Raw genomic sequence first — 24086 nt, forward strand, 5'->3', positions numbered from 1 at the left:
ACGCTGACCGGCACCGGCAACCTCAACGCCACCGGCAACACGCTCGCCAACGTCCTCAAAGGCAATGCCGGCGCCAACCATCTCGATGGCGGCCTCGGGGCGGATACGCTGACGGGTCTGGCGGGCAAGGACACCTTCGTCTTCAACACGAAGCTCGGCACCACCAACGTCGACCACATCACCGATTTCTCGGTCGTGGACGACACGATCCAGCTCTCGAAGAGCGTCTTCGCAGCGCTCTCGGGCGGCGATCTCCTGGCCTCGGCGTTCAAGGATCTGGGTGTGGCCGGTGCCAAAGTCGATTCCACCGACCGCATCATCTACGATCACGAAACCGGTGCCGTGTCCTACGATGCCGATGGCAGCGGTACCGCCGCCAAGGCGATCCAGTTCGCCGTCATCGACAACCACGACCAAACGACGCTGACGCGCCTCGACTTCCTCATTGCTTGAACCCTCAACAGGCCCTGGCCGGACCATCCGGGTTCGGCCAGGGCGCTTTCGACACTCAGAGCTGTGGACCACGCCGGCAACGTATCCCTCCGGTGGTCTTCTAGCGCTTCGCAGACGCCTACTGGGAACTGGCCTCCGCCAAACGGGCGGGTTGCAAAAGGATCTCGCCCGTTGAGTTCAGTCGCCACGCTCGCCGCCCCCTCTTTGGGCATCCATCCCCAGTTGCCGACGGTACACGGTGCCGAGGCTCCATTTGTCACCGATTCGTTCATCGCCCTCCAGCGCTGTCCGCCTGATGCTTCGCAGGCCACGGACACGCTGCATACTTGCAAACTCGACGGTGGGCCGATGACGCTGGCCAAGAGGATCGTGCTGGCGAACCTATCGCGGCCTGATCTGTCGCCTGGGTTCATCGCTGGACAGATGCAGGTCTCGCGGGCCACGCTCTATCGGCTATTCGAACCGGAGGGGGGCGTGATGCAATTCGTGCGGCATGAGCGCCTGAGGGCGGTACGCGACGCGCTTGCCGATCCCCTAGAGATGCGTACCATCGGCGCGTTGGCCGAAGTTTTTGCCTTCAGCAGCATCTCCGTGCTCAGTCGCAGCTTCCGCAACCTCTACGGCATCTCCCCTCAGGCGTGGCGCACTAAGCTTCGGGAGCCCTAGAGCGCTCTCCGCCGGAGTGGATGCCGGTTCGGCAAAAAAGAGCGTGGCAAGACAATGGCATAGAGATGTGTCCCGACCCAACGTGGTCGGGCGCAGCACTAGCGGATCGGCCCTCAGGGGACAGAGCAACATGTTTGGAAGTGGCTACGCAAAACCTGAAGACCTCATCAGGTTTGCCCATTAGATCGGCGCCGTTCGGCGGTGGCTGCTTCTTCCGCACATTGATCTAAGCTTTCGAGTGGGAGTCCGACGAAGCCTTGGACGATGCCCGCCAAAGGCGTTCCTTGCCCAAGAACAGACTGGCAAAAATCTACCCAACCTGATCGTCGGTCTTCACCTCACCAGCCACGGAGCGGACGTTCCGAGAGTCGGCTAGGGGTCGCCAGCGGCAGCGGAGACGACGTCTGCTTCCATGCATTGCCGCCCGAAAGCGGAACGACAAAAATCCACCCGACCCAGTCGTAGAGCAGACCAGCCGGACTCGATCCAACTACGGCGAAGAAGCGATCTCGTTGGGTGCTCTAAAGCAGACTCAAACCGTGCTTTCGCCGCGGTCTGCTTGCCCAAGCAATATCCGCTGCAACGCGCCGACTGCTGCCTCGATCTGCGTTTCGTTGAGCGAAGAGTATCCGAAGACCAACATGTCGTCCCGTGCCCCGGGGTCGAAATCGTAGGCGGCCCCGCTCGAAAGGGCGTAGACCCCGATGCCCTGCTCGCGTGCGAGAAGCTGGATCTGCCGGGCGGGCGGAAAGCCGGACGGAAGGCGCCAGACCAGGTGGAGGCCGCTCTCGCCGCCGAGGACGACGGCCCCGTCGAACGTCTTGCGCAGCGCCCCGACGAGGCAGTCCCGCCGCGCCTTGTAGACCTGCCTCAGGCGGCGCAGGTGCCGGTCGAAGTGCCCCTCGTCGATGAAGGCGGCGAGCGCGGCCTGCTCAAGCCAGGCCTGGCCGTTGCTCATCCGTGCTTTCAGCATCCGCGCCTCGTCCCAGAACATGCGCGGGACCGTGGCGAAGCCGATGCGCAGGCCGGCGCCCACGGACTTCGAGAACGTTCCGGCGTAGAAGACGCGTCGGCCTCCGTCGAGACCGGCCAGGGCCGTCAGCGGCGGCCCGTCGTACCGGAAGTCGCTGTCGTAATCGTCCTCGACGATGTAGCTGTTGGTTTCCTCCGCCCATCGCAGCAGGGCCAGGCGCCGCGTCAGAGGCATGGTGGCTCCGGTGGGGAACTGGTGCGACGGCGTAACGTAGAGCAGGCTGCCTTTGGCGGTCAGCAGGAGGTCCGTTCGCAGCCCCTCGCCGTCGAACGGAACCGGATGGATCTCCAGGCCGGCGTTCCTGAAGATCAGCGAGGCTCCGAGGTAGCAGGGGTTCTCGATGCAGAGTTGCCGCGTGTGTCCCTTCAGCAGGTTGAACACGAGGTTGAGGGCGTCCTGCCCACCCGTGGTCACGATGACCTGATCCTTGGTCACAGCCACCGCTCTGGCGCGGCGTAGGTGCGTGCTGATGGCCATGCGCAAATCCGGGGGGCCGGCCGGATCGCAGTAATCGGTGAGGTAGGCCGTTTCCCGCGCCAGGAGCCGCGTCACGATCCGGCGCCAGATGGCCAGCGGAAACCCGGCCGGATCGGACCGCCCGACCCAGAAATCGAGTTCGGACCGGTCACCACCGCCGCCGGGCGAGCCGGCGAAGCAGAGCAGGGGCTCGCTCGACGCGTCCGGCACCGGGCCGTTCGTGAGGGAACGACTGCCCTGTTGGATCAGGAGGAGACTATCCGGTGGGATCGGCTCCACGAACAGGCCCGCCGTGCCGCGAGCCCTGACGTAGCCCTCCGCCGCAAGGCGTTCATAGGCTAGCATCACCGTGTTGCGGGACACCCGAAGTCGCTCCGCCAGCAGGCGGCTCGGAGGCAGTGCCATGCCGGCCTTGATCTGACCGTCCAGGATGATCTCCCGAACCTGGTCGAACACCTGCGCCTGGAGCGGTTTCTCGGATTTGGCGTCCAGAGTGAGCGTCAGTTCCAAACGTTGCATCCTGCACGAGATCGACCCTTCCCCGGGCGTACCCCGCCCAGGCCACCACGATCCAGGTCAGGAGGCACATCGTTCATCCGCGACAAAACGGTTGGTACCATGGCGCCGCACTCTTTTGGCCCTTCCGCCGGACCAAAACTTGGAATTGTTTGCACTTAAGTGCATTCTGCTGACTCACCGGGCCGGCCTGCCAGAAAAATAAGGCAGGACGCTCGGTCGTGGAGGAAACATGAACGAGATCGTCAAGCCCGACTCCCTGCTCGTGGCCCAGGCCGAGAGCCTAACCGAGACCTTCTTCGGCGGATGCCCGCACGATTGCCCGGACACGTGCTCGATGCTGTTCGAGGTCAAGGACGGGGAGCTGCTCGGCGTACGCGGCAACCCGGACCACCCAATGACCCGGGGCGGTCTGTGCGTGAAGCTGAAGGACTACGAGAAGCGCCACTACCATCCGGACCGGCTGCTCTATCCAATGAAGCGGGTCGGGCCGAAGGGATCGAAGCAGTTCGAGCGCATCACCTGGGACGAGGCGCTCGACACCATCGTCACGCGCTGGAAGGCGATCATCGACCAGTACGGCCCCGAAGCCATCGCGCCCTATAGCTACCTCGGCAACCAGGGCCTCGTGCACGGGCTGAACGGCGGCGACGCCTTCTTCAACCGCATGGGCGCCACGGTGACGGAGCGCACCTTTTGCGGCGAGGGCTCATGCACGGCTTGGCTCCTCACCGTCGGCCCAACGGCGGGGCTCGACCCGGACAGCTATATCCACTCGAAATACATCGTCATCTGGGCCTGCAACAGCGTCAGCACGAACTTGCACCACTGGGCCATAGTCAAGGACGCCCAGAAGAAGGGTGCAAAGGTCGTAGTCATCGACACCTACGCCTCGCGCACGGCCAAGGCGGCCGACTGGCACATCGCCCCGAAGCCCGGCACGGACGGCGCGCTGGCCATGGCGCTGATCAACTCAATCATCGAACAGGGCCTCGTCGACCAGGACTACGTCGACAATTACACGGTTGGCTTCGAAGAGCTGAAGGAGCGGGCCAGCACCCGCACGCCCGAATGGGCTGCCGAAATCACCGGCGTCCCAGCCGAGGACATCCGCAAGCTTGCCCGCGAGATGGCGACCGAGCAGCCGGTGGGTATCCGCATGGGCGTGGCGCTGGAGCGGCATTACGGCGGCGGCCAGACCATCCGGGCGGTATCATCCATCCCGGCCCTGACGGGAGCGTGGCGCCATGTCGGCGGCGGCGTCACGCAATTCGGCGTGTGGGAGCATCCCTACAAGTTCGACGTGATGTGCCGGCCCGACCTGATCCCAGAGGGCACACGCGTCGTCTCGAACCTGCAGATCGGACGCGCGCTGACCGGGGAGATGAAGCTCGACCCGCCCATCATGTCGATGATGTGCTGGAACTCGAACCCGGTCACACAGGCGCCCGAGACCGACAAGATCGTCGAGGGGCTGATGCGCGAGGACCTGTTCATGGTCTCGGCCGAGCACTTCATCTCGGACACCGCGTCCTACGCCGACATCCTGCTCCCGGCGACGATGGGGGCGGAGATGGAGGATATGATCCTCTCCTGGGGTCACCTCTACCTGACGTACAACACCAAATGCGCGGACGCACCCGGCGAGGCGATCCCGAACAACGAGATATTCCGCCAGCTCGCCGCCCGGCTCGGTTTTGAGGAAGAGAACTTCAAGTGGACCGACACGGAGTGCCTGGAGCACTATGTCGACTGGAACGCGCCGGCCTGCGAAGGCATCGACCTCCAGTACATGCGCGAGCACGGCTTCGCACGCCTCAAAGTCGGCACGCCGGACGACCGTGCCCCTCACAAGGAAGGCAACTTCCCGACGCCCACTGGGAAGTGCATGTTCATGGTCGAGGGCGCCACGAACTTCGTCGCGCCACCGTTCCGGCAGATGTACGAGGGCTTCCAGCCCGGCGAAGCGCTCGATCCGCTACCCGACTATCTCGGCCCGCGCGAGTCCCACACCAACGACCCTGAACTGGCCAAGCGCTTCCCGCTCAACATCGTCTCGCCCAAGAGCCACTACTTCCTGAACTCCTGCTACGCGAACATGGAAGACAAGCAGAAGGGCCAGGGAGAGCAGTTCGTGATGATCAACCAAGCCGACGCCGACACCCGCGGTATCAGGGACGGCGACAAGGTTCAGGTTGCCAATGACCGCGGCGCCTTCAAGGGCGTGGCGCGCATCACCGAGGACGTGAAGGCGGGCATCGTGGTCGCGACGCTCGGCTACTGGCGTCAGCTCAACGAGGGCACGGTCAACAGCATCTCGTCGGGGGCCTTCACCGACATGGGCCACGCTCCGTCGTTCTCGGACAACCTCGTCGAGGTCGCCCGGGCGAACTAGCAGAACGATGTTCCACGCAGGCATCCGTCCGAGGGTGCCTGCGTCTGCGAATTTGCTCCGTTTGATGAAGGCTTACGACGCGAGCCTTTATGCGGGATGTCCCCGGACGGGCATCCGCGACTGGCGGCGTCCAAAGCGACGGTAAAGGAATGACCCCGACATGAGCGACATCACGACAATTGCGAAGGCCTTCTTCGACGCATGCGAGACGGGTGGTGGCTGGGAGGCTTGCGAGCGCTATTGCACCACTGACGCGACCTTTTCGGCCCAGGCCGACGCCTTGGCCGGCATCACCTCGCTACGGGACTATACGGAGTGGATGAAGGAGCTTCTGACCTTCATCCCCGACGGTCGGTACGAGGTGAAATCCTTCGCCACGGACGAGGAGTGCCGGAACGTAGCGGCATACGGTATCTTCCACGGAACCCATACCGGGGAAGGCGGTCCCTGCCCACCGACGGGCAAAAGCACATCGACCGACTACGTCTACGTCATGCAGTTCGATGGCGACAGGATCGTTGGGATGACGAAAATCTGGAACGACGCTCAGGCCGTAAGGGAGCTTGGCTGGGCATAGCTCTTAAAGTTGCGCGCCCCGTCTTCCAAAAGGAGTGTAACGAGGCCGCCATCTGTTAGCGCTCAAGCCGCATAAGCAAGCGGCAGCTTTCCTTGTGGCTGGTGCGTAAGCGGGAGGGCCCAAAACCCCCACCCAGCCGTAGAGCCGACCGTCGGGTGCCGACCCAACCTAGTCGTACGAGTGGCTGCGGGCGCATCCCAAAAGCGGACGTAGGCTTGGGTTCTACTTAATAGCGAAGCAATGAAATCTTTCTGATGTAGCGTGTCACATCATTGAGAGGCTCCATCTGCAGCCTGAAGCAGTCGCTTCACGGGCGGCCCTACGATCAGCATGTCGTGTCCCATTTATGAGGGCCGGCTGGCATGCTGAACGCCGCCAACATCCTGATTGCAACCGAGGAACTTATTCACTGTTGACCCACGGTGTCGGCCTACATCCCGACCCAGTTCCAGTCCCAACGGAAAGTCGCGCCCACGTGACCATAATGGAGACAACGTGCGCGGCGAGGCAGGATGCCGAACGGCTTGGTGGGGTCGATTTGCGTCTGCTGAAGGCAGCGGTCGAGGCGACCGGCGAGGCCATTCTCATCACCGACGCCGACGTTCAGGAGGACGGACCGAGGATCGTCTACGCGAACCCCGCCTTCACCCGACTCTCGGGTTACGAGACGTACGAGGTCATCGGGCGCAGCCCGCGCTTGCTGCAAGGCTCGGGAACCGACCGCGCCATGATCGAACGGATGCACGATGCGTTGACGGTCGGGAAGTCCTTCCAGGGCGAGGCGCTTAACTATCGCAAGGACGGGTCGACCTACGTGGTCGAGTGGCTGATCACCCCGGTCCACGATGTGGACGAGGTCATCACGCACTGGGTCTCGGTACAGCGTGACGTGACCGAACGTCGGGCCTTCGAGGACCGACAGGCGATGATGGTGCGGGAGCTCCACCACCGTGTGAAAAACACCCTGGCGACGGTGCAGGCCGTCCTCAACGCGACCCTACGCTCATCCCTCTCGATGGCAGAGTTCGGTCGGGCCTTTAGCGGCCGGATCATCTCGCTCGCGCGAACCCACGCCCTGATCACGGAGGACGAGGCGCAGGTCGCTTCCTTCGAGGGATTGCTGAAGGCCGAGCTCGACCCCTACAACGAAAATGGCCGGATCACGCTTCGGGGGCCAGCCCTGATGCTGTTCTCCCAGCTTGCGGTTCCGGTCGGTATGGCCTTGCATGAGTTGACCACCAACGCTCTTCGGCACGGTGCGCTGGCCCACCCGGGGGGACGGGTCGTGGTGAATTGGACCGTCGAGGATGAAACGGACGGGCCGTGCCTGATCTGGCTCTGGAACGAGCACGATGGACCACCGCCGAGCCTTCCGACCCACGAGGGGTTCGGCACGCGGGTCCTCAAAAGGATCCTGACGGCCCAGGCGGCGGCCAAGGTCGATGTCGCCTTCCAGGCCGATGGCCTTCGTATCGAAGTCCGTGTCCCGCTCGCAAAGTCGTAGAAAGCCAGTCGGCTACGGTAGGTGGTCGCCTTGCCGTGTGTGCCGGACCTCTGTCCCGGCCCCTCAGGATTGGGCGAGCGGGACAGAGAGGACCGTTCAGTTCCCTGACACGAAGCCCGAGAGCGGCGCGACCAGGGTGCAGCACACCCCTTCCGGTGGGTACCGGAGTTCGACCTGCCCACCGACCGCTCCAGCCAGCCCACGCTCGATGAGCCGCGAGCCGAAGCCGATGCGTGTCGGGGCGACGACCGTCGGCCCACCGTTCTCCTGCCAGTCTAAATGGACCGTGCCAGCCTCGGCATCGATGCTCCAGGTCAGCGCAATGCGGCCTTCCGGTACGCTGAGGGCACCGTACTTGGCGGCGTTGGTGGCAAGCTCATGCACCATCAGCGCCAGGGAGAGGGCAGCGTGCGAACCACATGGTACGACCGGCCCCTCTAGATCGAAGCGACGTCGCTCGGGGTCGTCGTGCAAGGTGAGGGCATTCTGAACCACGGTGCGGATGTCGGTGGTCTGACTCTCGCCCTCGCCGTTCATCAGGATGTCGTGCGCCTTGCCGAGGGCGAGGAGGCGGGCGACCAGGACCTCCTTGGCTGACTCGATGTCGCTTGCGCCGCGAAGTGTCTGGGTCGCGATGGCCTGCACCATGGCCAGCGTGTTCTTCATTCGGTGAGAAAGCTCGTGGTTCAGGAGTTGTTGCTGCTCCTCGGCACGGACGCGCGCCACCGCCGCCTCGACCCGGTCGGCCACAGCGCGCAGGAAGGCGAGCTCCTCCGGGGTCCAGTGCCGCGGGAAGCAGTCATGGACGAAGAGCAGGGCCACGGTACGCCCACGTTCAAGCACCGGCATGTTGATCAAGCTGGCAATGTCGATGGCCTGCAGGGCTTTTAGGTTCGCGGCGGTGCGTGGGTCCGTGGCCACGTTCGACACGACGACCGCCTCGCCCTCCATCAGGTCGGAACGCAGGTCGCCGTAATCCTCGAAGCGGTGCCTGCCGGCGATGCTGCTCAGTCCCGGGGCGGTCCAGTCCGGTTCCACGACGACATCGTCCGCGGCGACGTCGAGGCGTCCGAACCCGACCCGCCCAGCCTTCAGCGTCCGACCAACCACGCCGGCCGCCATCAGGGTCATTTCGGGGATGCGCATGAGGTCGCGCAGGCGGTCGCCGAGCTCCAACAGTGCGGACTTGCGCCGCTCCTCCGCCTCGCGGGCACGTTCGGCAAGGAACCGCTCGGTCACCTCCAGGAAAAGCACGGCGAAGGTGTCGTCAGTGAGCTTGTGCACTCGGCCTTCGTACCAACGATCCAGGGTCCCAACCTGGCGGGTGAAGGTGGCGGAGCGGCCCGTCCCGACCACGTCGGCGAATTCCCGGACCCACTCGTCCTCGATCCCCGGGAAAACCTCGCGGATCGTGCGGCCCACCACGCTGTCGCTCGCCACACCGACGAGTTCGCCCCAGGCCCGGTTGACCTCCTCGTAGCGCCAGTCGGTCACCTGTCCGCGGGCGTCGCGGATCACGCGGCCGAGGATGAAGCCCTCGCGAAGACGCTCGAAAAGACCGCGCCAATGACGCTCGCTCTCGGCCAACGCCTCCCGGGCCATGCGCTGCTCGGTGATGTCGCGTGACACCCCGGCGAACCGGACAAGGCGCCCCGCCCCGTCATGCTCCAACTCGCCACGACGGGCGATCCAGCGGATCTCGCCGGTGTCAGGCCTTCGGATGCGATACTCGACATCGCGCGGGGCCTCGCCGCTGGCGCGGGAGTCGGCGGTCGAGACGAACTGTGCATCCTCGGGGATGACCAATCGCTCGAAGGCGGTGGACGGATACGCCTCGCGCTCGGGCAGGCCGTAGAGACGGCAGAACTCCGGTGTCGGGTACAGCATGCCTTCGGCATCGACGTGGAACATGCCCACGCCCCCGGCTTCTTGGGCGCGCCGAAGGCGATCCTCGGTCTCGCGCAGCCGCTCGAAGCCGAGCCGTTGTTCGGTGCGATCCCGCAGGATCTTCATGAAGCCGATGGCGGCGCCGTCCTCGTCACGCAAGACCATCAGCTCGCCGTTTGCCCAGAAGCGGGTGCCGTCCCGCTTCAGATGCCATCGCTCGTCGCTGGCACGTCCCTCGGCGAGGGCGTCGCGCATCTCTTGTTCCGGGACGCCCGCCCTGCGGTCCTCCGGGGTGTAGAAGGCGTGGGTGGGCTTTCCGATCATCTCCTCGGGACGCCAACCAAGAATGGCGGTGGCGCCCTCGTTCCAGTCGGTCACGTTGGCGTCGAGGTCACGCAGGATGATGGCGTAATCGACGGCGCTATCGAACACCGCCTTGCGACGGCGCTCGCTCCGGGCGGCCTCCAGGTTGGCTGCGGCCTCCCCGGCCTCCGACAGCCCCGCCGAAACGGTGGCAGCGAAGAGTTGCGCCAGCCGTAGGTCGGCCTCGGTGAACGCATCGGGGCGGCTCGACTGCAGCTTGAGGACACCGACGGGCTGGCCGGCGCGTCGCACCGGGATCAGCACGCAGGAGCGTAGGTGTAAAACCTCGATCAGGTCGCGCTTCACCCTGGCATCGACCAGTACGTCGGGTACCAGGCTCGGCTCGTTCCCCAGGAGGCAGGCTCCAGCGAGGCTACCCTTGAGGGGAACTCGCAACCCGGCATGTCGGAGAAGAGTGCCCTTTGAGGCGCGATAGACGAGTTCGTCGCCCTCGAGCATCTCGATAACGGCCCCTTCGGCATGCCGGACCGCGTCCAGAGCGCCGTTCGCGAGGGCGTCGAGGATGGCTGTTATGTCGCCGCGAGCAGCAGTCACCTCGGCCTGCGTGCGGATCAGACCGTCGCGCTGCTCGACGACCCGACGCTGGCTGGCTAAGGCCCGTCGCAGTTCCATCTGCGCCATGACCTGTCCAGCGAGAGCGCGCAGGGATTCGACTTGGACATGAGTCAGCCCGCCGGGCCTTGGCTTCCTGTCTATGACGCAAAGGCTGCCTAGAACCTTGCCTTCCGGGGTACGCAAGGGCGCCCCGGCGTAGAAGCGGATGCGGGGACCACCGGTCACGAGGGGGTTCCCCCGGGTGCGTGTGTCCTTTGTCAGGTCCGGGATCACGAGGAGGTCGAGTTCGGCGAGGACGTGCGCGCAGACTGAGGCGTTCAGGTCGGTCTCACAATCGGGGAAGCCGATGCGGGCCTTGAACCATTGGCGATTGCCGGCGACGAGGCTCACAAGGGCGACGGGTGTGCCGCAGATGTTGCGTGCGAGCAGGACGACGTCGTCGAACCCCTTCTCGGGCGCGGTGTCGAGGATGTCGTAGGCGTCGAGAGCTGCGAGGCGACCGGGGTCTTGAACGTCGGGCGCAATAAGCGGATCGGTGGTCATCACCGGCGGTTCAATTTCCTCTCTCCGGGATGCCCCGCGCGTGTTCGATGGCTGGTCCCGAAGCATGGCCGACGAAGCTGCGATCAGCCTTAGCACACATCCGGTAGGCAGGGGGCGTATGTATGATAGACATCGACCCGCGGAGAGTACCGTCCAATCCGAACGAAATTGGGTGTCGTCTCGCTTCCCTAAGTGACGAATTTCGGATGGTCTGTTGAGAGTTGGGAGCAGGTACAATTACAACGTCAGCTTCCATCCGGTGCTGCCCAGAAGCAGACTGACGGAAACCCACCCGACCCGGTCGTAGAACGGACAGACGGGTGCCGACCCGACGCGGTCGTTCAGGCCTCCGACTTTTATTCTTCAAATCGGACATTAGAGAGGGCACGATACTGACGCTGCTAGCCGGGTTCGCCTTTCTCATGCTGAGAGACCCTTCAGCCTTTCAGCCAAACTCGCCGATGCGAAATCGCCGCGATTGAGGATCTGGCTCGCGCCGCGAAGCTTGCTCCGGTCCTCCGACGAGAATTCTCGCCCCGTCAGCACGATCACTGGGATGTCCGAGCAGCCGGGCAGGGCTCGAACGCCCTCTAGAAAGCCGAAGCCGTCTAGGATGGGCATGTTCAGGTCCACGATCACGACGTCCGGCCTGGTATTCCCTGCGTGCTGCAGGCCTTCCTCGCCGTTCGCGGCTTCCACGACCGACCAGCCGTCCTCCTCCAGGGTGGAGCGCATCGCCATGCGGGTTACGGCCTCGTCCTCGACTAGCAGCACGGTGCCGCGCCGGTCCGTCTCAGCCAACCTGAACTGGTTGACGATCTTGCCAAACCGCGCCCAGTTGACCGGTTTCAGCATGTAGTCTGCGGCGCCGAGCGACGCTGCGAGATTGCGCTGATCGACGGACGTGACCATCACGACCGGGATCGGCGCCAGCATTTCGTCCGACTTGATCTGGCTCAGCACTGACCAACCGTCCACACCCGGCATCATCACGTCCAACAGGATCGCCCGCGGCCGTAGCCTTCGAGCGAGATCGAGCCCGGCCCTGCCGTTCGTGGCTGTCTGAACTCGGAAGCCTTCGCGATGCAGGAAGCGCGTGGTGAGCGCGAGCTGGTCCGTATCGTCGTCGATGACCAGGATGACATCGTCTCCCACGCCGTCGTCGGCGACGACGTCTGGATCGGGCGAGGCTTGATCGTCGACGGGTGGAACGAAGGTCGCCGGCACGGTGAACGTGAAGGTACTTCCCTGACCAGGCACGCTGGACACCGTGACGGTCCCCACGAGCATGTCGGCGAAGGCACGCGTGAGCGAAAGGCCAAGCCCCGTACCGCCGAAGTTGCGCGTCGTAGAGGCATCGGCCTGCTCGAAACGCCGGAACAGGCGCGACACCTGCTCAGCTGTCATACCAATTCCTGAATCCGCGACGGAGAACGAAAGCCGGTCGACGCCCGAGACATCCGTCATGCGCGAGGCGGCGAGGGTGATCGTCCCGCTCTCTGTGAACTTGGCTGCGTTGCTCAGGAAATTGAAGAGCACCTGCCGCGTCTTGGTCAGGTCGGAATGCATCCGGCCCAGCCCGGGCGCGAGCCGCATCTCCAGGGTGTTACCCTTCTTGCCAACCAGCGTCGCCACCGAACCCGCAACGTCGCGCAGCATGTCCTCCACCGCGAAATCCTCGACGTAGACCTCCATCTTGCCGCTCTCGACCTTAGAGAGGTCCAGCACGTCGTTGATGAGTCCGAGCAGATGACGGGCGTTGCGCTCGACCTTTCCAATATCGGCCACGAGGTCCGACGCCTCGCAGCCATCTGCGATCTCCTCCCCCATCATCTCGCTGTAGCCGATGATTGCCGAAAGCGGGGTGCGGAGTTCATGGCTCATATTCGCCAGAAAATCGCTCTTCGCTGTGTTCGCCTGCTCGGCGGCTTCCTTGGCGGCCTCCGCCGCGGCATTGGCGCTGGTCAACGCCGCCTCTCTGTCCACGAGAATATGATTTGCTGCGTTGAGCCGCTCCAGCGTGGCTTCGTTCTGCACGACGGACCGGCGCAGGGCGTGGCAGACCCACACCATGGTCGCGCCGACCGCTACGTACTGACACAGCAGGGCGACGTCGACGCCACCGAGTAACCTGTCGCGCGTGTAGAACCACGCGGCGATCAGAGTGGACAACGACAGCGCCAGCGTCCCTGCATGCCAGCCGAAAGCCAGGCTCACGACCAGGAGGACCGGAATGTACAACAGGAATGGTGCGACATAGGCCGGAGCAAGAAACCGAACGAAGGTCATGGCACCGACGAACAGTAGCGTGATGCCGTAGTCGACGATCGGTGAAGGACGTCGAAGGGCGACCGTCCCGATCAGTTTGTGCAAGCTGCTCATGGGTAGTGAGTGTCACGACCCAGGTGCTTTGGAAAGCGAACGGGCGTCGCCACTGCCTGCCCTGGAGTGGAACGAATAAGGGCGCAAGCAGTCCGCTGCGGAGATCATTCTCGGCCGAGCTGGCCGAGCGCCTTTGACGCAAAGCCACCGCTCTCGTCCCTGGGATGAGCGTCCGCTTTTCCGGATTATCCTTCGGCTTTCGATATGCCGAGGACCCGGGTAGAAGCTCGAATATGACCGCGAGGAAGAATTGATGAGCATGGACGGGGCTGGGGTCCTGAAAAGGACGCTGACGGAGGACGAGGCCGCCATCCTCGACGCCTGGAACGCATCCCTCCAGGGGGGGACTTCCTTGCAGAGTGGCCGCATCCGCATGGCGGAGCTCCAGACCCAGGCCAAGGCGGTCTTCAGTCAGCTCAGGAACGCGATCGTCTCGGGCGGGCTAGACGCAGACGGAGAACACTTCGTTCCATTGCGCGAAAGCCTCGCCGACATCTCGCGCTCGCGAGCGATCCAGGGGTTCACCCCTACTGACACTGCCAATTTCGTTTTCTCTCTCAAGGAGCCGATCTTTGAGGCACTGCGGCGCATGTCCGCCGCGGACGATTCAGGCTTTGCGGCAAGCGTCTTGGCGGCCGGAAAAATACTCGACCGGCTGGGGCTGCAGACCATGGAGGTGTTCCTGGCGAGCCGCGAGGAGGTGATCGGGCGACAGGGGCAGGAGATCGCCGAGCTTTCTACGCCGGTGGTACGCCTGTGGGACGGTATCCTAGCGCTACCCTTAATCGGCACCCTCGACAGTGCCCGCACCGGCGTCGTGATGGAGAACCTTCTCCAAGCCATCGTCGATGAGGAGGCCGAGATCGCAATCATCGACATCACCGGGGTACCGACCGTCGACACGCTGGTGGCGCAGCACCTGCTTAAGACCGTGGCCGCCGCCCGGCTGATGGGCGCGGACTGCATCGTATCCGGCATCAGGCCGCAGATCGCCCAGACGATGGTGCACTTGGGCGTCGAGCTCAACGTCGTCTCCAAGGCGACCCTGGCGGACGCGTTCGCCGTCGCCCTGAGGCGAACCGGCCGCAAGATCGTCCGCCAGCAGACGGCGTCGACGGAAGAGCGCCGCTGAGCCTATGGACCGCATCCCGATCCTTAAGCTGGGTGGCGCCCTGATCGTCACCATCCAAGTCGACATGCAAGACCGCCTCGCCATCGCCCTGGAGGAGGACCTGTCGGCGATGATCGCACGCACCGGCGCCCGCGGCGTGCTCATCGAGATCTCGGCGCTGGAGATCGTCGATTCCTTCATCGGTCGCATGCTGGTGAGCATCGCCGCGGTCTCGCGCGTCCTCGACGCCGAAACGGTCGTGGCCGGGATGCGCCCGGCGGTCGCGATCACGCTGGTCGAACTCGGGCTGGAACTCACCGGCATCCGGACTGCGCTCAACGTCGAGCGTGGCATGGCGATCATCCAGTCGCGGATCGCCGAGGAGGGCGAGGGTCACGGGGGCGACTGGGACCGTGACGAAAGCTGAGACCCTTCCAATACGCTCGGGCGACGACGTGGTGCGCGTGCGCCAGCGGGTCCGCACGCTCTGCATCGAGATCGGTCTCGGCCTCGTCGATCAGACCAAGTTCGTGACCGCGGCGAGCGAACTCGCCCGCAACACCCTGGATTACGGCGGCGGCGGGGATGTCCGCGCGGAGGTCGTGCAGACCGGGACGCGCAAGGGGCTTCGCCTCACGTTCGAGGACGAGGGACCCGGCATCGCCGACATCGAGCAGGCGCTGACGGACCACTTCACCTCTGGCGGCGGCCTCGGGCTCGGCCTGGGCGGAGCAAAGCGCCTCTCCAACGAGTTTCATATCGAGTCAACGCCCGGGGTCGGCACGCGCGTGACCGTCGTGCGCTGGAAGTGAACATGGAGCGGGTTACCGTTACGGAAACGAGCCAAGTCGCCGAGGCGCGTCGGCGGGCGGTGGCGGTGGCCCAGACCAACGGCTTCGACGAGACCGCCGCCGGGCGGGTCGCCATCGTCGTCACCGAGCTCGCCACCAACATCGTCAAGTACGGCGTGCCGGGGGAGATCCTTGTCGGCACCTACGACGATAGTACCGGGGCGGGGCTGGAGATCCTCGCCCTCGACAAGGGCCCCGGCTTCACGGACCTCGGTTCCGCGATGCGCGACGGCCACTCCACCGGCGGCAGCGCCGGCGAAGGCCTCGGTGCGGTGCGCCGCCTCTCGGACGCCTTCGACATCGCGACGCGGCCGGGATCGGGCACCGCCGTGATCGCACGCCTTTCCGGGTCCCATCGGGCAGCCGCGACCGCCCTGACGGACTTGCCGGCCTACGGGGCCGTGACGGTGCCCTTGAGGGGCGAGATCGCGAACGGCGACGCCTGCGGCATCCGCAAGCGCGCCGACGGCTGGACCGCCATCGTCGCGGACGGCCTCGGCCATGGACCGGAGGCTGCGAAGGCATCCGAGGAAGCCATGCGTGTGTTCGTGCGCCACTGGGACGCCGCTCCCGGCGCCATCCTGACCGCGGTGCATGCGGGCCTCAGGCACACCCGGGGCGGGGCAGTGTCCGTGGCGCGCTACGACCGCGACGTCGGCATCCTGACCTTCGCGGGCGTCGGTAACGTCGGGGGCGCCGTGGTCGCCGCGACGGTGACCAAACGCACCGTCAGCCTCGCTGGAACGGCAGGGCATGCGGCCCGGCGCATCCAGGAGTTCGTCTATCCGATGCGGCCCGATGATCTTTTCGTCCTGTGCTCGGACGGGATCGCGACCGGATGGACCCTCGACGCCTATCCCGGCATCGCGGCGGCACACCCGTCGCTCGTGGCCGGGCTGATCTATCGCGACTTCGCCCGCGCCCGAGACGATGCCACCGTGCTCGTCGTGCGGGGGGAAGCGGCATGAGATGGCCGCTTCTGGCCAGCCAGGTCGAGCATGAGGACGACATCGTCACGGTCCGTCAGCGCGTGCGCCGGCTCGCCGAGCACCTCGGCTTCGGCGTGCAGGACCAGACCCGGATCGCCACCGCCGTGTCCGAGATCGCCCGCAACGCCCATGGCTACGCCGGCGGCGGTCGGGTCGAGTATGGTCTCGACCTGGCGGACGGTCGCCAGTCCCTCGTGATCCGCATCGTCGACCGGGGACCGGGCATCCCCCACCTCGACGAGATCCTGGAGGGACGGTACCGATCAACGACCGGGCTCGGCATCGGCATCACCGGCTCCCGCCGCCTGATGGAGCGGTTCGAGATCGAATCCGTCGTTGGGCGGGGTACCGTTGTGACCTTCGGGATGCGGCTGCCGTTCGGCGAGAAGCCCTTCTCAGGTCCCGCCCTGTCCACCATCGCCGAGGAGGTCGGCCGCGCACGGACCGACGAGCCGGCCTCGGCGTTGCGCGAACAAAACCGAGAACTCCTGCGCAGTCTCGCTGAGCTCGCGGAGCGCCAGGACGAGGCCCAGCGGCTGAACCGTGAGCTGGCCGAGACCAACCGGGGCGTCGTCGCCTTGCACGCCGAGCTTGAGGCGCAGGCTACGCTCCTGCGCAAGTCCGGCGCCTCGCTTGAGACGCAGGTCGCGGCCAGGACGGCGGAGCTCGCGCAGGCCAACGCCAGCCTGCTTGCGGAGGCGGCCGAGCGCGAGCGGATGGAGCAGGACCTGCGTCAATCGCAGAAGTTGGAGGCGGTCGGGCAACTCACCGGCGGCGTTGCGCATGACTTTAACAACCTGCTGACCATCATCCGCTCGTCGGTCGACTTCCTGCGGCGCCCGGACCTGCCCGACGACCGGCGTAAGCGGTACATGGATGCGGTCTCAGACACGGTCGACCGGGCCGCCAAGCTCACCGGGCAACTCCTCGCCTTCGCGCGCCGGCAATCGTTGAAGCCGGAGGTGTTCGACCTCTCGGAACGCCTGCGGGACGTCGCCGGGATGGTCGACACCGTCACCGGCGCGCGCATCCGCGTGGTGGTCGAGGCGTCGGACGCGCCGGCCCTGGTCCGTGCCGACGTCAACCAGTTCGAGACCGCCCTGGTGAACGTCGCGGTCAACGCACGCGACGCCATGGACGGCAACGGGACGCTGATGATGCGGGTGCTCGCGGGACAGGCCATGCCGTCCATCCGGGGGCATGCCGGATCGCGGGGACCGTTCGTGGCCGTCTCGCTGACGGATACCGGCACGGGCATCCCACCCGATGTCCTCCATCGCATCTTCGAGCCGTTCTTCACGACCAAGGAGGTCGGCCGGGGCACCGGGCTCGGGCTGAGCCAGGTGTTCGGGTTCGCTAAGCAGTCGGGCGGCGACGTCGACGTCTCCAGCGAGACGGGCATCGGCTCCACCTTCACCCTCTACCTGCCCGAAGTCACCTCGGAGCCGGCCGAGGCACCCGTCGTCGATCCGGACGCCGACCTGTCGCCCGCGGGGCTGGGCCAACCCATCCTCCTGGTGGAGGACAACCTGGAGGTCGGGCGGTTCTGCGCCCAGATCCTGGAGGACCTCGGCTACGCGCCCGAGTGGGTCGTCAACGCCGAGGAGGCGCTCGAACGACTGGGCGACGACGGCGCCGGCTTCCGGGCGGTGTTCTCGGACGTGGTCATGCCCGGGATGGGCGGCATCGCTCTTGCCAAGATCCTGAGGACCCGCATTCCGGGCCTGCCGATCCTGCTGGCATCCGGCTACAGCCACGTCCTGACGCACGGGGAGAGCCACGGATTCGAATTGTTGCACAAGCCGTACTCCGCCGCGCAGATCGGCCGGGCCTTGCGTCGGCTCATCGTCGCATCCGCACCGTCCGCGGGTTAGCGCCGCCGATGATGGGGGACGGCCCATGCCGCATGTGGCATTCCGTGGCTAGACTGGTTCCGTGCGCACGCTACGTCGGCGTCGCAACGCTTCCATGGTCGGGCGCAGCCAGAGATGTCCCCGGTACGGAACCTCCAGGTCTCCCCGGTCGGGAGCGAGCGAAGTGGTTCGGTGGCGGTTCCGGAGCGGGGGGCGGCCAGGCGTAGGGCGGCGCAAGGTCGGGACAGGTGGGCATGGAAGCTGAGATCGCGGAACTCCGTCGGCGTCTCGCTGAGTCGGAAGCGGAGAACGCCCGGCTACGGCAGCGGAACGAGAGCCACATGCACGTTCCGACCGGGAGCGAGCGCACCTCTGCGGCCGGGACCGACCTGCTGTTCACGGCTGCGGAGAAAACCCGCATGCCGCAGATCGTCACCGACCCGAACCTGCCCGACAACCCCATCGTCTTCGCCAACCGGGCATTCCAGGAGCTTTGCGGCTACGGAGCCGAGGACCTGATCGGGAAGAACTGCCGCTTCCTGCAGGGTCTCGACACCGACCCGGCCGACGTCGCCAAGGTGCGCGACGCCATCGCGGCGCGCCGGGACGTGGTCGTCGAGATCCTGAACTACCACCGGGACGGCACGCCGTTCCGCAACGAGCTCTACGTCAGCCCGGTCTACGACGCGGAGGGCAACCTCCAATACTTCTTCGCCAGCCAACTCGACGTGACCCGCTTCCGCACGGAGGAAAGCCTCCTCGCCGAGAGCGAGACGCGCTACCGGACGCTGTTCGAGGCCATCGACGCCGGATTCTGCATCGTCGAGATGCGCTTCGACGCCTCGGGCAAGGCGGTCGATTACCGCTTCGTCGAGGTGAACCCCGCCTTCGAGGCGCAGACCGGGCTCAAGGACATCACCGGACGCTGGGTGAGCGAGGCCGTCCCCGGCCTGGAACAGTCGTGGCACGACGCGTACGGGCGGGTGGCGACCACCGGCGATCCGATACGATTCGAGAGCGGCGCCGTCGCCATGGGCCGCTGGTTCGACGTCCATGCCCTCCGGATCGGCGACCCCGCCCGTCGACGCGTGGCGGTCCTGTTCAACGACATCACCCACCGCCGGGAGATCGAGAGCCGGCTGGAGACGACCGCCCGCGAACGCACCGACGAGCGCGACATGGTCTGGCGCACCAGCCGCGACCTGTTCCTCGTCTGCGGCTTCGACGGTCGCTATCGGGCCGTGAACCCAGCCTGGACGGAGACGCTCGGCTGGTCGGCCGAGGAGCTCGTCGGCGCCGAGTTCGGCCGCTTCATCGCGCCCGAGGACCGCGCTACGGTCGACGGCGTTTTCGACGACCTCGTCAATGGCCTCGATCTCCACGCCCTCGACGTGCGCCTCGTCACGAAGGACGGCGGGGTGCGTTGGATCTCGTGGCACGCCTACCCCCGGGGCGACCACTTCTACGCGGTCGGGCGTGACGTCACAGAGCGCAAGGCGCTGGAGGAGCAGCTTCGCCAGTCGCAGAAGCTGGAGGCGGTGGGGCAGCTCACCGGGGGCGTGGCGCATGACTTCAACAACCTGCTGACCGTCATCAAGTCGTCCACCGACCTGCTCAAGCGTCCGAACCTGCCTGAAGAGCGCCGTACCCGCTACGTCGACGCCATCTCCGACACGGTGGCCCGCGCCGCCAAGCTGACCGGGCAGTTGCTGGCTTTCGCCCGGCGCCAAGCCCTGCAGCCCGAGGTGTTCGACGTCGGGCGCGGCGTCGGCTCGGTCGCCGATATGGTGCGCACGCTGACCGGCGCCCGCATCCAGGTCGAGACCGTCATTGAGCTGTTCCGCGATGCGCAGGGGCGGGAGCACCCCTGCCTGATCGACGCCGACCCGAGCCAGTTCGACACCGCGCTGGTGAACATGGTCGTCAACGCCCGCGACGCGATGGACGGCGAGGGCCGGCTGACGATCCGGGTCCGGCCGGCGGAGAAGGTGCCATCCGTGAGGGCGCATCCGGCCCGGCACGGCGACTTCGTGGCCGTGTCTATCACCGACACTGGCGCAGGCATCGCCGATCACGACCTGGAGCGGATCTTCGAGCCGTTCTTCACCACCAAGGTCGTCGGGCAGGGGACCGGCCTCGGGCTGTCCCAGGTGTTCGGCTTCGCCAAGCAATCGGGCGGCGAGATCGTCGCGGAGAGTCGGTTGGGCCACGGCACCACCTTCACCCTGTACCTGCCGCGGGCCGCCGGAAAGGCCGTCGTCGCCGGCGAGGAGATCGAGCCCGAGACGCTGGCGGACGGTCACGGCACCGGCGTGCTCCTGGTCGAGGACAACCACGAGGTCGGGGCCTTCGCGTCCCAGGCGTTGACCGAGCTCGGGTACAGGACCGTCTGGGCGACCGACGCCGAGAAGGCTTTGGTCGAGCTCGGGAAAGCCCCGAACCGGTTTGAGATCGTGTTCTCGGACGTGGTGATGCCCGGCATGAACGGCATCGAGCTCGCCGAGGAGATCCGACGTCGGATGCCCGACATGCCGGTGGTGCTGGCATCGGGCTACAGCCACGTCCTCGCCGAGCACGGCACGCACGGGTTCGAGCTCCTCCGCAAGCCGTACTCTGTGGCCGACCTGTCCCGCATCCTGCGGCTGGCCGTGGAACGCCGGACCGTGACGGCACGCGGCATCCGCCGCTGACGCGCCTCAGCCATCGAGGACGCATCGCGTCTTGGCGGCGAGTTGGGCGATCCCGAACGGCTTTACGAGGAGATGCGTGCCGGCATCGAGGACCCTGTTGTGGACGACGGCGGGGCAGCCGCGGCTTCAGGCCAGAGTCCTCACCGCGTTCCCTTTCGATCTTCTAGGGAGAAACCATCGGGTGCCAAGGAGCCCGACCTGACCATAGGGCGTCGATAAGACTTTCAAGGTTTCCGACGATGTGTGCCTACAAGGTTGCATGTCGGCACTTACGGATGTTTGCCTCGGCGCTATTCAGCGTCCGCTTTTTAAACACTCAGCCTGAAAGCAGACCGTCGCATAACCACCCGGTGCAGAAAGGCTGGGTCAGTCCATGAAAGTCTATATTCGAGACAGTCAAATGGCAGTTTGACGACGACATTGGACGCGCTGCGGTTGTAAAGTCTGAATGGCCCCCTCAACGTTGCCGCCGAGGAGGCCGGCTTTCAGATTTCGGTCGCTTCTGCCAGAGCGAGCGCGTCTTCAACGTCCACGCCGAGGTAGCGTACCGTGCTTTCGATCTTCGTATGCCCGAGCAGAATCTGCACTGCGCGTAAGTTGCCGGTTCGCTTGTAGATCAATGCCGCCTTTGTTCGGCGTAGAGAATGGGTACCGTAGTCCTCGCGCCGTAGTCCTATGCCCGTCACCCATTCATCTACCAGGCGGGCGTACTGCCGGGTGCTTATGTGCGCCTCGTGGTCGATCCGGCTGGGAAAGGCGTAATCGTCAAGCCCGCCCCCTCGGCACTTCAGCCAAGTCAGAATGCTGGTACGTGCTGGTTCGAGCAGTTCGAATTGCACGGGCGACCCAGTCTTTCGCTGAACGACAATGACGCGCGCTCGTACGTGCCCGCCGCTGACGAGCTCGCCGATCTTCAATTTGACGATGTCACAACGGCGCAACTTGCTGTCGATAGCGAGGTCGAACATGGCCCGGTCGCGTACACGCCGCTCTCCGTCGAGCCAGAAACGGATGGCCCAAACCTGTTGTGGTTTGAGCGCGCGTTTGGCGCCGAGCTTCCGTCCTGCGTTCCATGGTCGGCGGTTCTTGAAGGCTGGGTCGTGCTCTGAATGTCCCATTTCTCATCTCCCAACCGGCCGCTGCCGGCCGAGAGAAGGGGTGCTGCGAACGTAGCCTGCGCATCACCAATTAGACGTTCGGGATGTGTGCCACGCAGCTGCCAAGCTTAAAATACAGCCCTGCTGCGTCCGACCCGATTTGGTCGAAGCCGGCGATGCGCACGCATCTTTAAAACGGACACCAGCGATGACACGTGCCACGGTGACGTCTGCAGGCCGCGAAAATGCCTGGCGTATCCCCGTGATCCCTCCGACGAAATAAACGCAACCCGCCCCCTAGACGACCGGTCTAATTAGACCTATCTCATCGTCATGGCACGCGTCACCGCACATACCGACACCCGCCAGGGGATCCTCGACACCGCCTACGGCCTCGTCGGCGCGAAGGGGTTCTCCGGGGTTGGGCTCAACGAGATCCTGACGTCGGCCGGCGTGCCCAAGGGGTCGTTCTACCACTACTTCGGCTCCAAGGAGGCTTTCGGCGAGGCCCTCCTGGCGGACTACTTCGAAACCTATCTCGCCGACCTCGACACGACGCTTGCGGAGCCGGGACTGAGGCATGCCGAGCGCTTAATGAACTACTGGCGCAAATGGCAGGCCACGCAGGGCAGTATTGACTACCAGCGCAAGTGCCTCGCGGTGAAGCTTGCGGCGGAGGTCTCGGACCTGTCCGAACCGATGCGCCGCGCCCTCAAGGGCGGCACGGCCGCGATCATCGAACGGCTGTCGCGATCCATCGCGGCGGGCGTGGCGGAGGGCTCGCTCAAGATCGAGAGCGAGTCGCATACGACCGCCGAGGACCTGTACCATGTCTGGCTCGGTGCGAGCCTGATGGCCAAGATCGTCCGGACCGACGCACCGTTCGAGGCCGCGATGGGGACGACCCGGCGCATCCTCGGCCTCGCGTCGCACTAACCCACCGCGTTCCAACGTTGCCGAGACTAACCTTCTATCACGCCCAAGATCGAGACGACCGGTCTACTCAAATTAGAAGCCAACAGTCTTCTCGGGCAGGGCGGCGAACAGAACCCAGACGGAGAAAATCCATGCCCCACCACACGAAGACGTCTGTAGCCGCGACACTTCCCGCTGCCGGGCTGATGGCGCTCCTGACCATGCCGGAAGCGACGGCGCAGGAGCGGATCACCCTGGAGACCATCGGCGCAGTCCGCATGGCCCGGTTCGAGGAGGTCCGCGGCGCGAACCCGCAGTTCCGCCCCCCGCAAGCGGCGCCGACGCGCGACCCGGCCGCGGGACGCAAGGCGAAGGCGCAATAGCGCCGGCCCGCCTTCCCCAAGCCGGCGACGAGCACGACCCCGGCGAACTGCCCGACACCCAAGACGTCCCCCTCACCCAAGCGAAAGACCCGGAGAACGACGATGAAGATCCTGATGGTTCTGACCTCGCACGACCGCCTCGGCGACACCGGCCGGAAGACCGGCTTCTGGCTGGAGGAGCTCGCGGCCCCCTACTACGTGTTCAAGGATGCGGATGCGGAGGTGGTCCTGGTGTCGCCCAAGGGCGGCCGTCCGCCCCTCGATCCGAAGAGCGCCGAGCCGAGCTTCCAGACCGACACGACGCGCCGCTTCGAAGCCGACGCGGCGGCCATGACGGTGCTGGCCGAGACGGGCCGGCTCGACGCCGTCGGCCATGAGGACTTCGACGCCGTCTTCTACCCCGGCGGTCACGGGCCTCTCTGGGACCTCGCCGAGGACCCCGCCTCGATCAGGCTGATCGAGACGACGCTCGGCGCCGGCAAGCCCCTCGCCCTGGTCTGTCACGCCCCCGGCGTCCTGCGCCATGCCAAGGCGGCCGGCGGGAAGTCCCTCGTCGAAGGCCGGAACGTCACCGGCTTCACGAACACCGAGGAGGAGGCCGTCGGCCTCACCCAGGTGGTTCCGTTCCTGGTCGAGGACGAGCTCAAGCGGAACGGCGGCCTCTACACCAAGGGTGTCGACTGGGGACCCTTCGTCGTGACTGATGGCCTGCTCATCACCGGCCAGAATCCGGCCTCGTCCAGCCCTGCCGCCGAGCATCTCGTCGCACGCCTCGCGAACCGCTGAGGACGCGGGTGCCCCTTACGGCGCCCGCACCCGACCGCC

The 24086-nt window shown here is 65.6% G+C and carries 17 protein-coding genes and 1 pseudogene; 14 read left to right on the forward strand and 4 right to left on the reverse strand.

Annotated elements, in window-relative coordinates; all coding sequences use genetic code 11:
- Both K368_RS27010 and K368_RS25520 read left to right on the forward strand, forming a co-directional pair.
- Positions 1-453: pseudogene (locus K368_RS27010) on the forward strand (hypothetical protein); the annotation flags it as partial.
- 171 nt (positions 454-624) lie between these two features.
- Positions 625-1119 carry a helix-turn-helix domain-containing protein gene (locus K368_RS25520; protein WP_051439789.1) on the forward strand — a complete coding sequence of 165 codons (495 nt, stop codon included), beginning with the start codon at positions 625-627 and terminating at the stop codon, positions 1117-1119.
- 532 nt (positions 1120-1651) lie between these two features.
- On the opposite strand, the gene K368_RS24105 is transcribed toward K368_RS25520, so the two are convergent.
- On the reverse strand, positions 1652-3139 hold the full coding sequence (locus K368_RS24105) for a PLP-dependent aminotransferase family protein (protein WP_051439790.1): 1488 nt from the start codon (positions 3137-3139) through the stop codon (positions 1652-1654).
- Between the two features lie 238 nt (positions 3140-3377).
- Here K368_RS24105 and K368_RS0106825 point away from each other — a divergent pair, with 238 nt between their 5' ends.
- From K368_RS0106825 to K368_RS0106835, 3 genes are all read left to right on the forward strand, one after another.
- Positions 3378-5540 carry a molybdopterin oxidoreductase family protein gene (locus K368_RS0106825; protein WP_027171741.1) on the forward strand — a complete coding sequence of 721 codons (2163 nt, stop codon included), beginning with the start codon at positions 3378-3380 and terminating at the stop codon, positions 5538-5540.
- A gap of 160 nt (positions 5541-5700) precedes the next feature.
- Positions 5701-6117, forward strand: coding sequence for an ester cyclase (locus tag K368_RS0106830; RefSeq protein ID WP_027171742.1), 417 nt, complete (start codon positions 5701-5703; stop codon positions 6115-6117).
- Positions 6118-6601: 484 nt separating this feature from the next.
- Positions 6602-7621, forward strand: a complete 1020-nt coding sequence (locus K368_RS0106835) for an HWE histidine kinase domain-containing protein (protein WP_036266038.1) — start codon at positions 6602-6604, stop codon at positions 7619-7621.
- 96 nt (positions 7622-7717) lie between these two features.
- On the opposite strand, the gene K368_RS25525 is transcribed toward K368_RS0106835, so the two are convergent.
- Both K368_RS25525 and K368_RS24115 read right to left on the reverse strand, forming a co-directional pair.
- Positions 7718-10990: a GAF domain-containing protein gene (locus K368_RS25525; protein ID WP_051439791.1), complete on the reverse strand. Its 3273-nt coding sequence runs from the start codon at positions 10988-10990 to the stop codon at positions 7718-7720.
- A gap of 420 nt (positions 10991-11410) precedes the next feature.
- Positions 11411-13372 (reverse strand): response regulator, encoded by a 1962-nt coding sequence (locus K368_RS24115; RefSeq protein WP_051439792.1) that lies wholly within the window; start codon positions 13370-13372, stop codon positions 11411-11413.
- A gap of 259 nt (positions 13373-13631) precedes the next feature.
- Between K368_RS24115 and K368_RS0106850 the strand changes: the two genes are divergently transcribed.
- The 6 genes from K368_RS0106850 to K368_RS0106875 all read left to right on the forward strand — a co-directional run bounded on the left by K368_RS0106850 (position 13632) and on the right by K368_RS0106875 (position 20866).
- Positions 13632-14504, forward strand: a complete 873-nt coding sequence (locus K368_RS0106850; RefSeq protein WP_245259669.1) for an STAS domain-containing protein — start codon at positions 13632-13634, stop codon at positions 14502-14504.
- Between the two features lie 4 nt (positions 14505-14508).
- Positions 14509-14910 (forward strand): STAS domain-containing protein, encoded by a 402-nt coding sequence (locus tag K368_RS0106855; RefSeq protein ID WP_027171745.1) that lies wholly within the window; start codon positions 14509-14511, stop codon positions 14908-14910.
- Positions 14897-15295, forward strand: coding sequence for an anti-sigma regulatory factor (locus K368_RS0106860; RefSeq protein WP_027171746.1), 399 nt, complete (start codon positions 14897-14899; stop codon positions 15293-15295). Before K368_RS0106855 ends, K368_RS0106860 begins: the two co-directional genes overlap by 14 nt.
- A 2-nt stretch (positions 15296-15297) precedes the next feature.
- Positions 15298-16302 carry an ATP-binding SpoIIE family protein phosphatase gene (locus K368_RS0106865; protein ID WP_027171747.1) on the forward strand — a complete coding sequence of 335 codons (1005 nt, stop codon included), beginning with the start codon at positions 15298-15300 and terminating at the stop codon, positions 16300-16302.
- Positions 16299-18197, forward strand: coding sequence for an ATP-binding protein (locus K368_RS0106870; protein ID WP_027171748.1), 1899 nt, complete (start codon positions 16299-16301; stop codon positions 18195-18197). Before K368_RS0106865 ends, K368_RS0106870 begins: the two co-directional genes overlap by 4 nt.
- A 233-nt stretch (positions 18198-18430) precedes the next feature.
- A complete protein-coding gene (locus K368_RS0106875) occupies positions 18431-20866 on the forward strand; it encodes a PAS domain S-box protein (protein WP_027171749.1) in 2436 nt (811 codons plus the stop codon).
- A gap of 485 nt (positions 20867-21351) precedes the next feature.
- On the opposite strand, the gene K368_RS0106880 is transcribed toward K368_RS0106875, so the two are convergent.
- Positions 21352-21984, reverse strand: coding sequence for a tyrosine-type recombinase/integrase (locus K368_RS0106880; protein ID WP_027171750.1), 633 nt, complete (start codon positions 21982-21984; stop codon positions 21352-21354).
- A 312-nt stretch (positions 21985-22296) separates the two neighbouring features.
- Here K368_RS0106880 and K368_RS0106885 point away from each other — a divergent pair, with 312 nt between their 5' ends.
- The 3 genes from K368_RS0106885 to K368_RS0106895 all read left to right on the forward strand — a co-directional run bounded on the left by K368_RS0106885 (position 22297) and on the right by K368_RS0106895 (position 24047).
- Complete coding sequence (locus K368_RS0106885) at positions 22297-22899, forward strand: TetR/AcrR family transcriptional regulator (protein WP_027171751.1); 603 nt, start codon at positions 22297-22299, stop codon at positions 22897-22899.
- Positions 22900-23030: 131 nt separating this feature from the next.
- Entirely contained in the window at positions 23031-23261 is a 231-nt protein-coding gene (locus K368_RS26525) for a hypothetical protein (RefSeq protein WP_155935041.1), read from the forward strand.
- Positions 23262-23363: 102 nt separating this feature from the next.
- Positions 23364-24047, forward strand: a complete 684-nt coding sequence (locus K368_RS0106895) for a type 1 glutamine amidotransferase domain-containing protein (protein ID WP_027171752.1) — start codon at positions 23364-23366, stop codon at positions 24045-24047.
- Positions 24048-24086 lie beyond the last annotated feature (39 nt).

Origin of the sequence: Methylobacterium sp. 10 (assembly GCF_000519085.1) — a bacterium.
Taxonomy (GTDB): domain Bacteria; phylum Pseudomonadota; class Alphaproteobacteria; order Rhizobiales; family Beijerinckiaceae; genus Methylobacterium.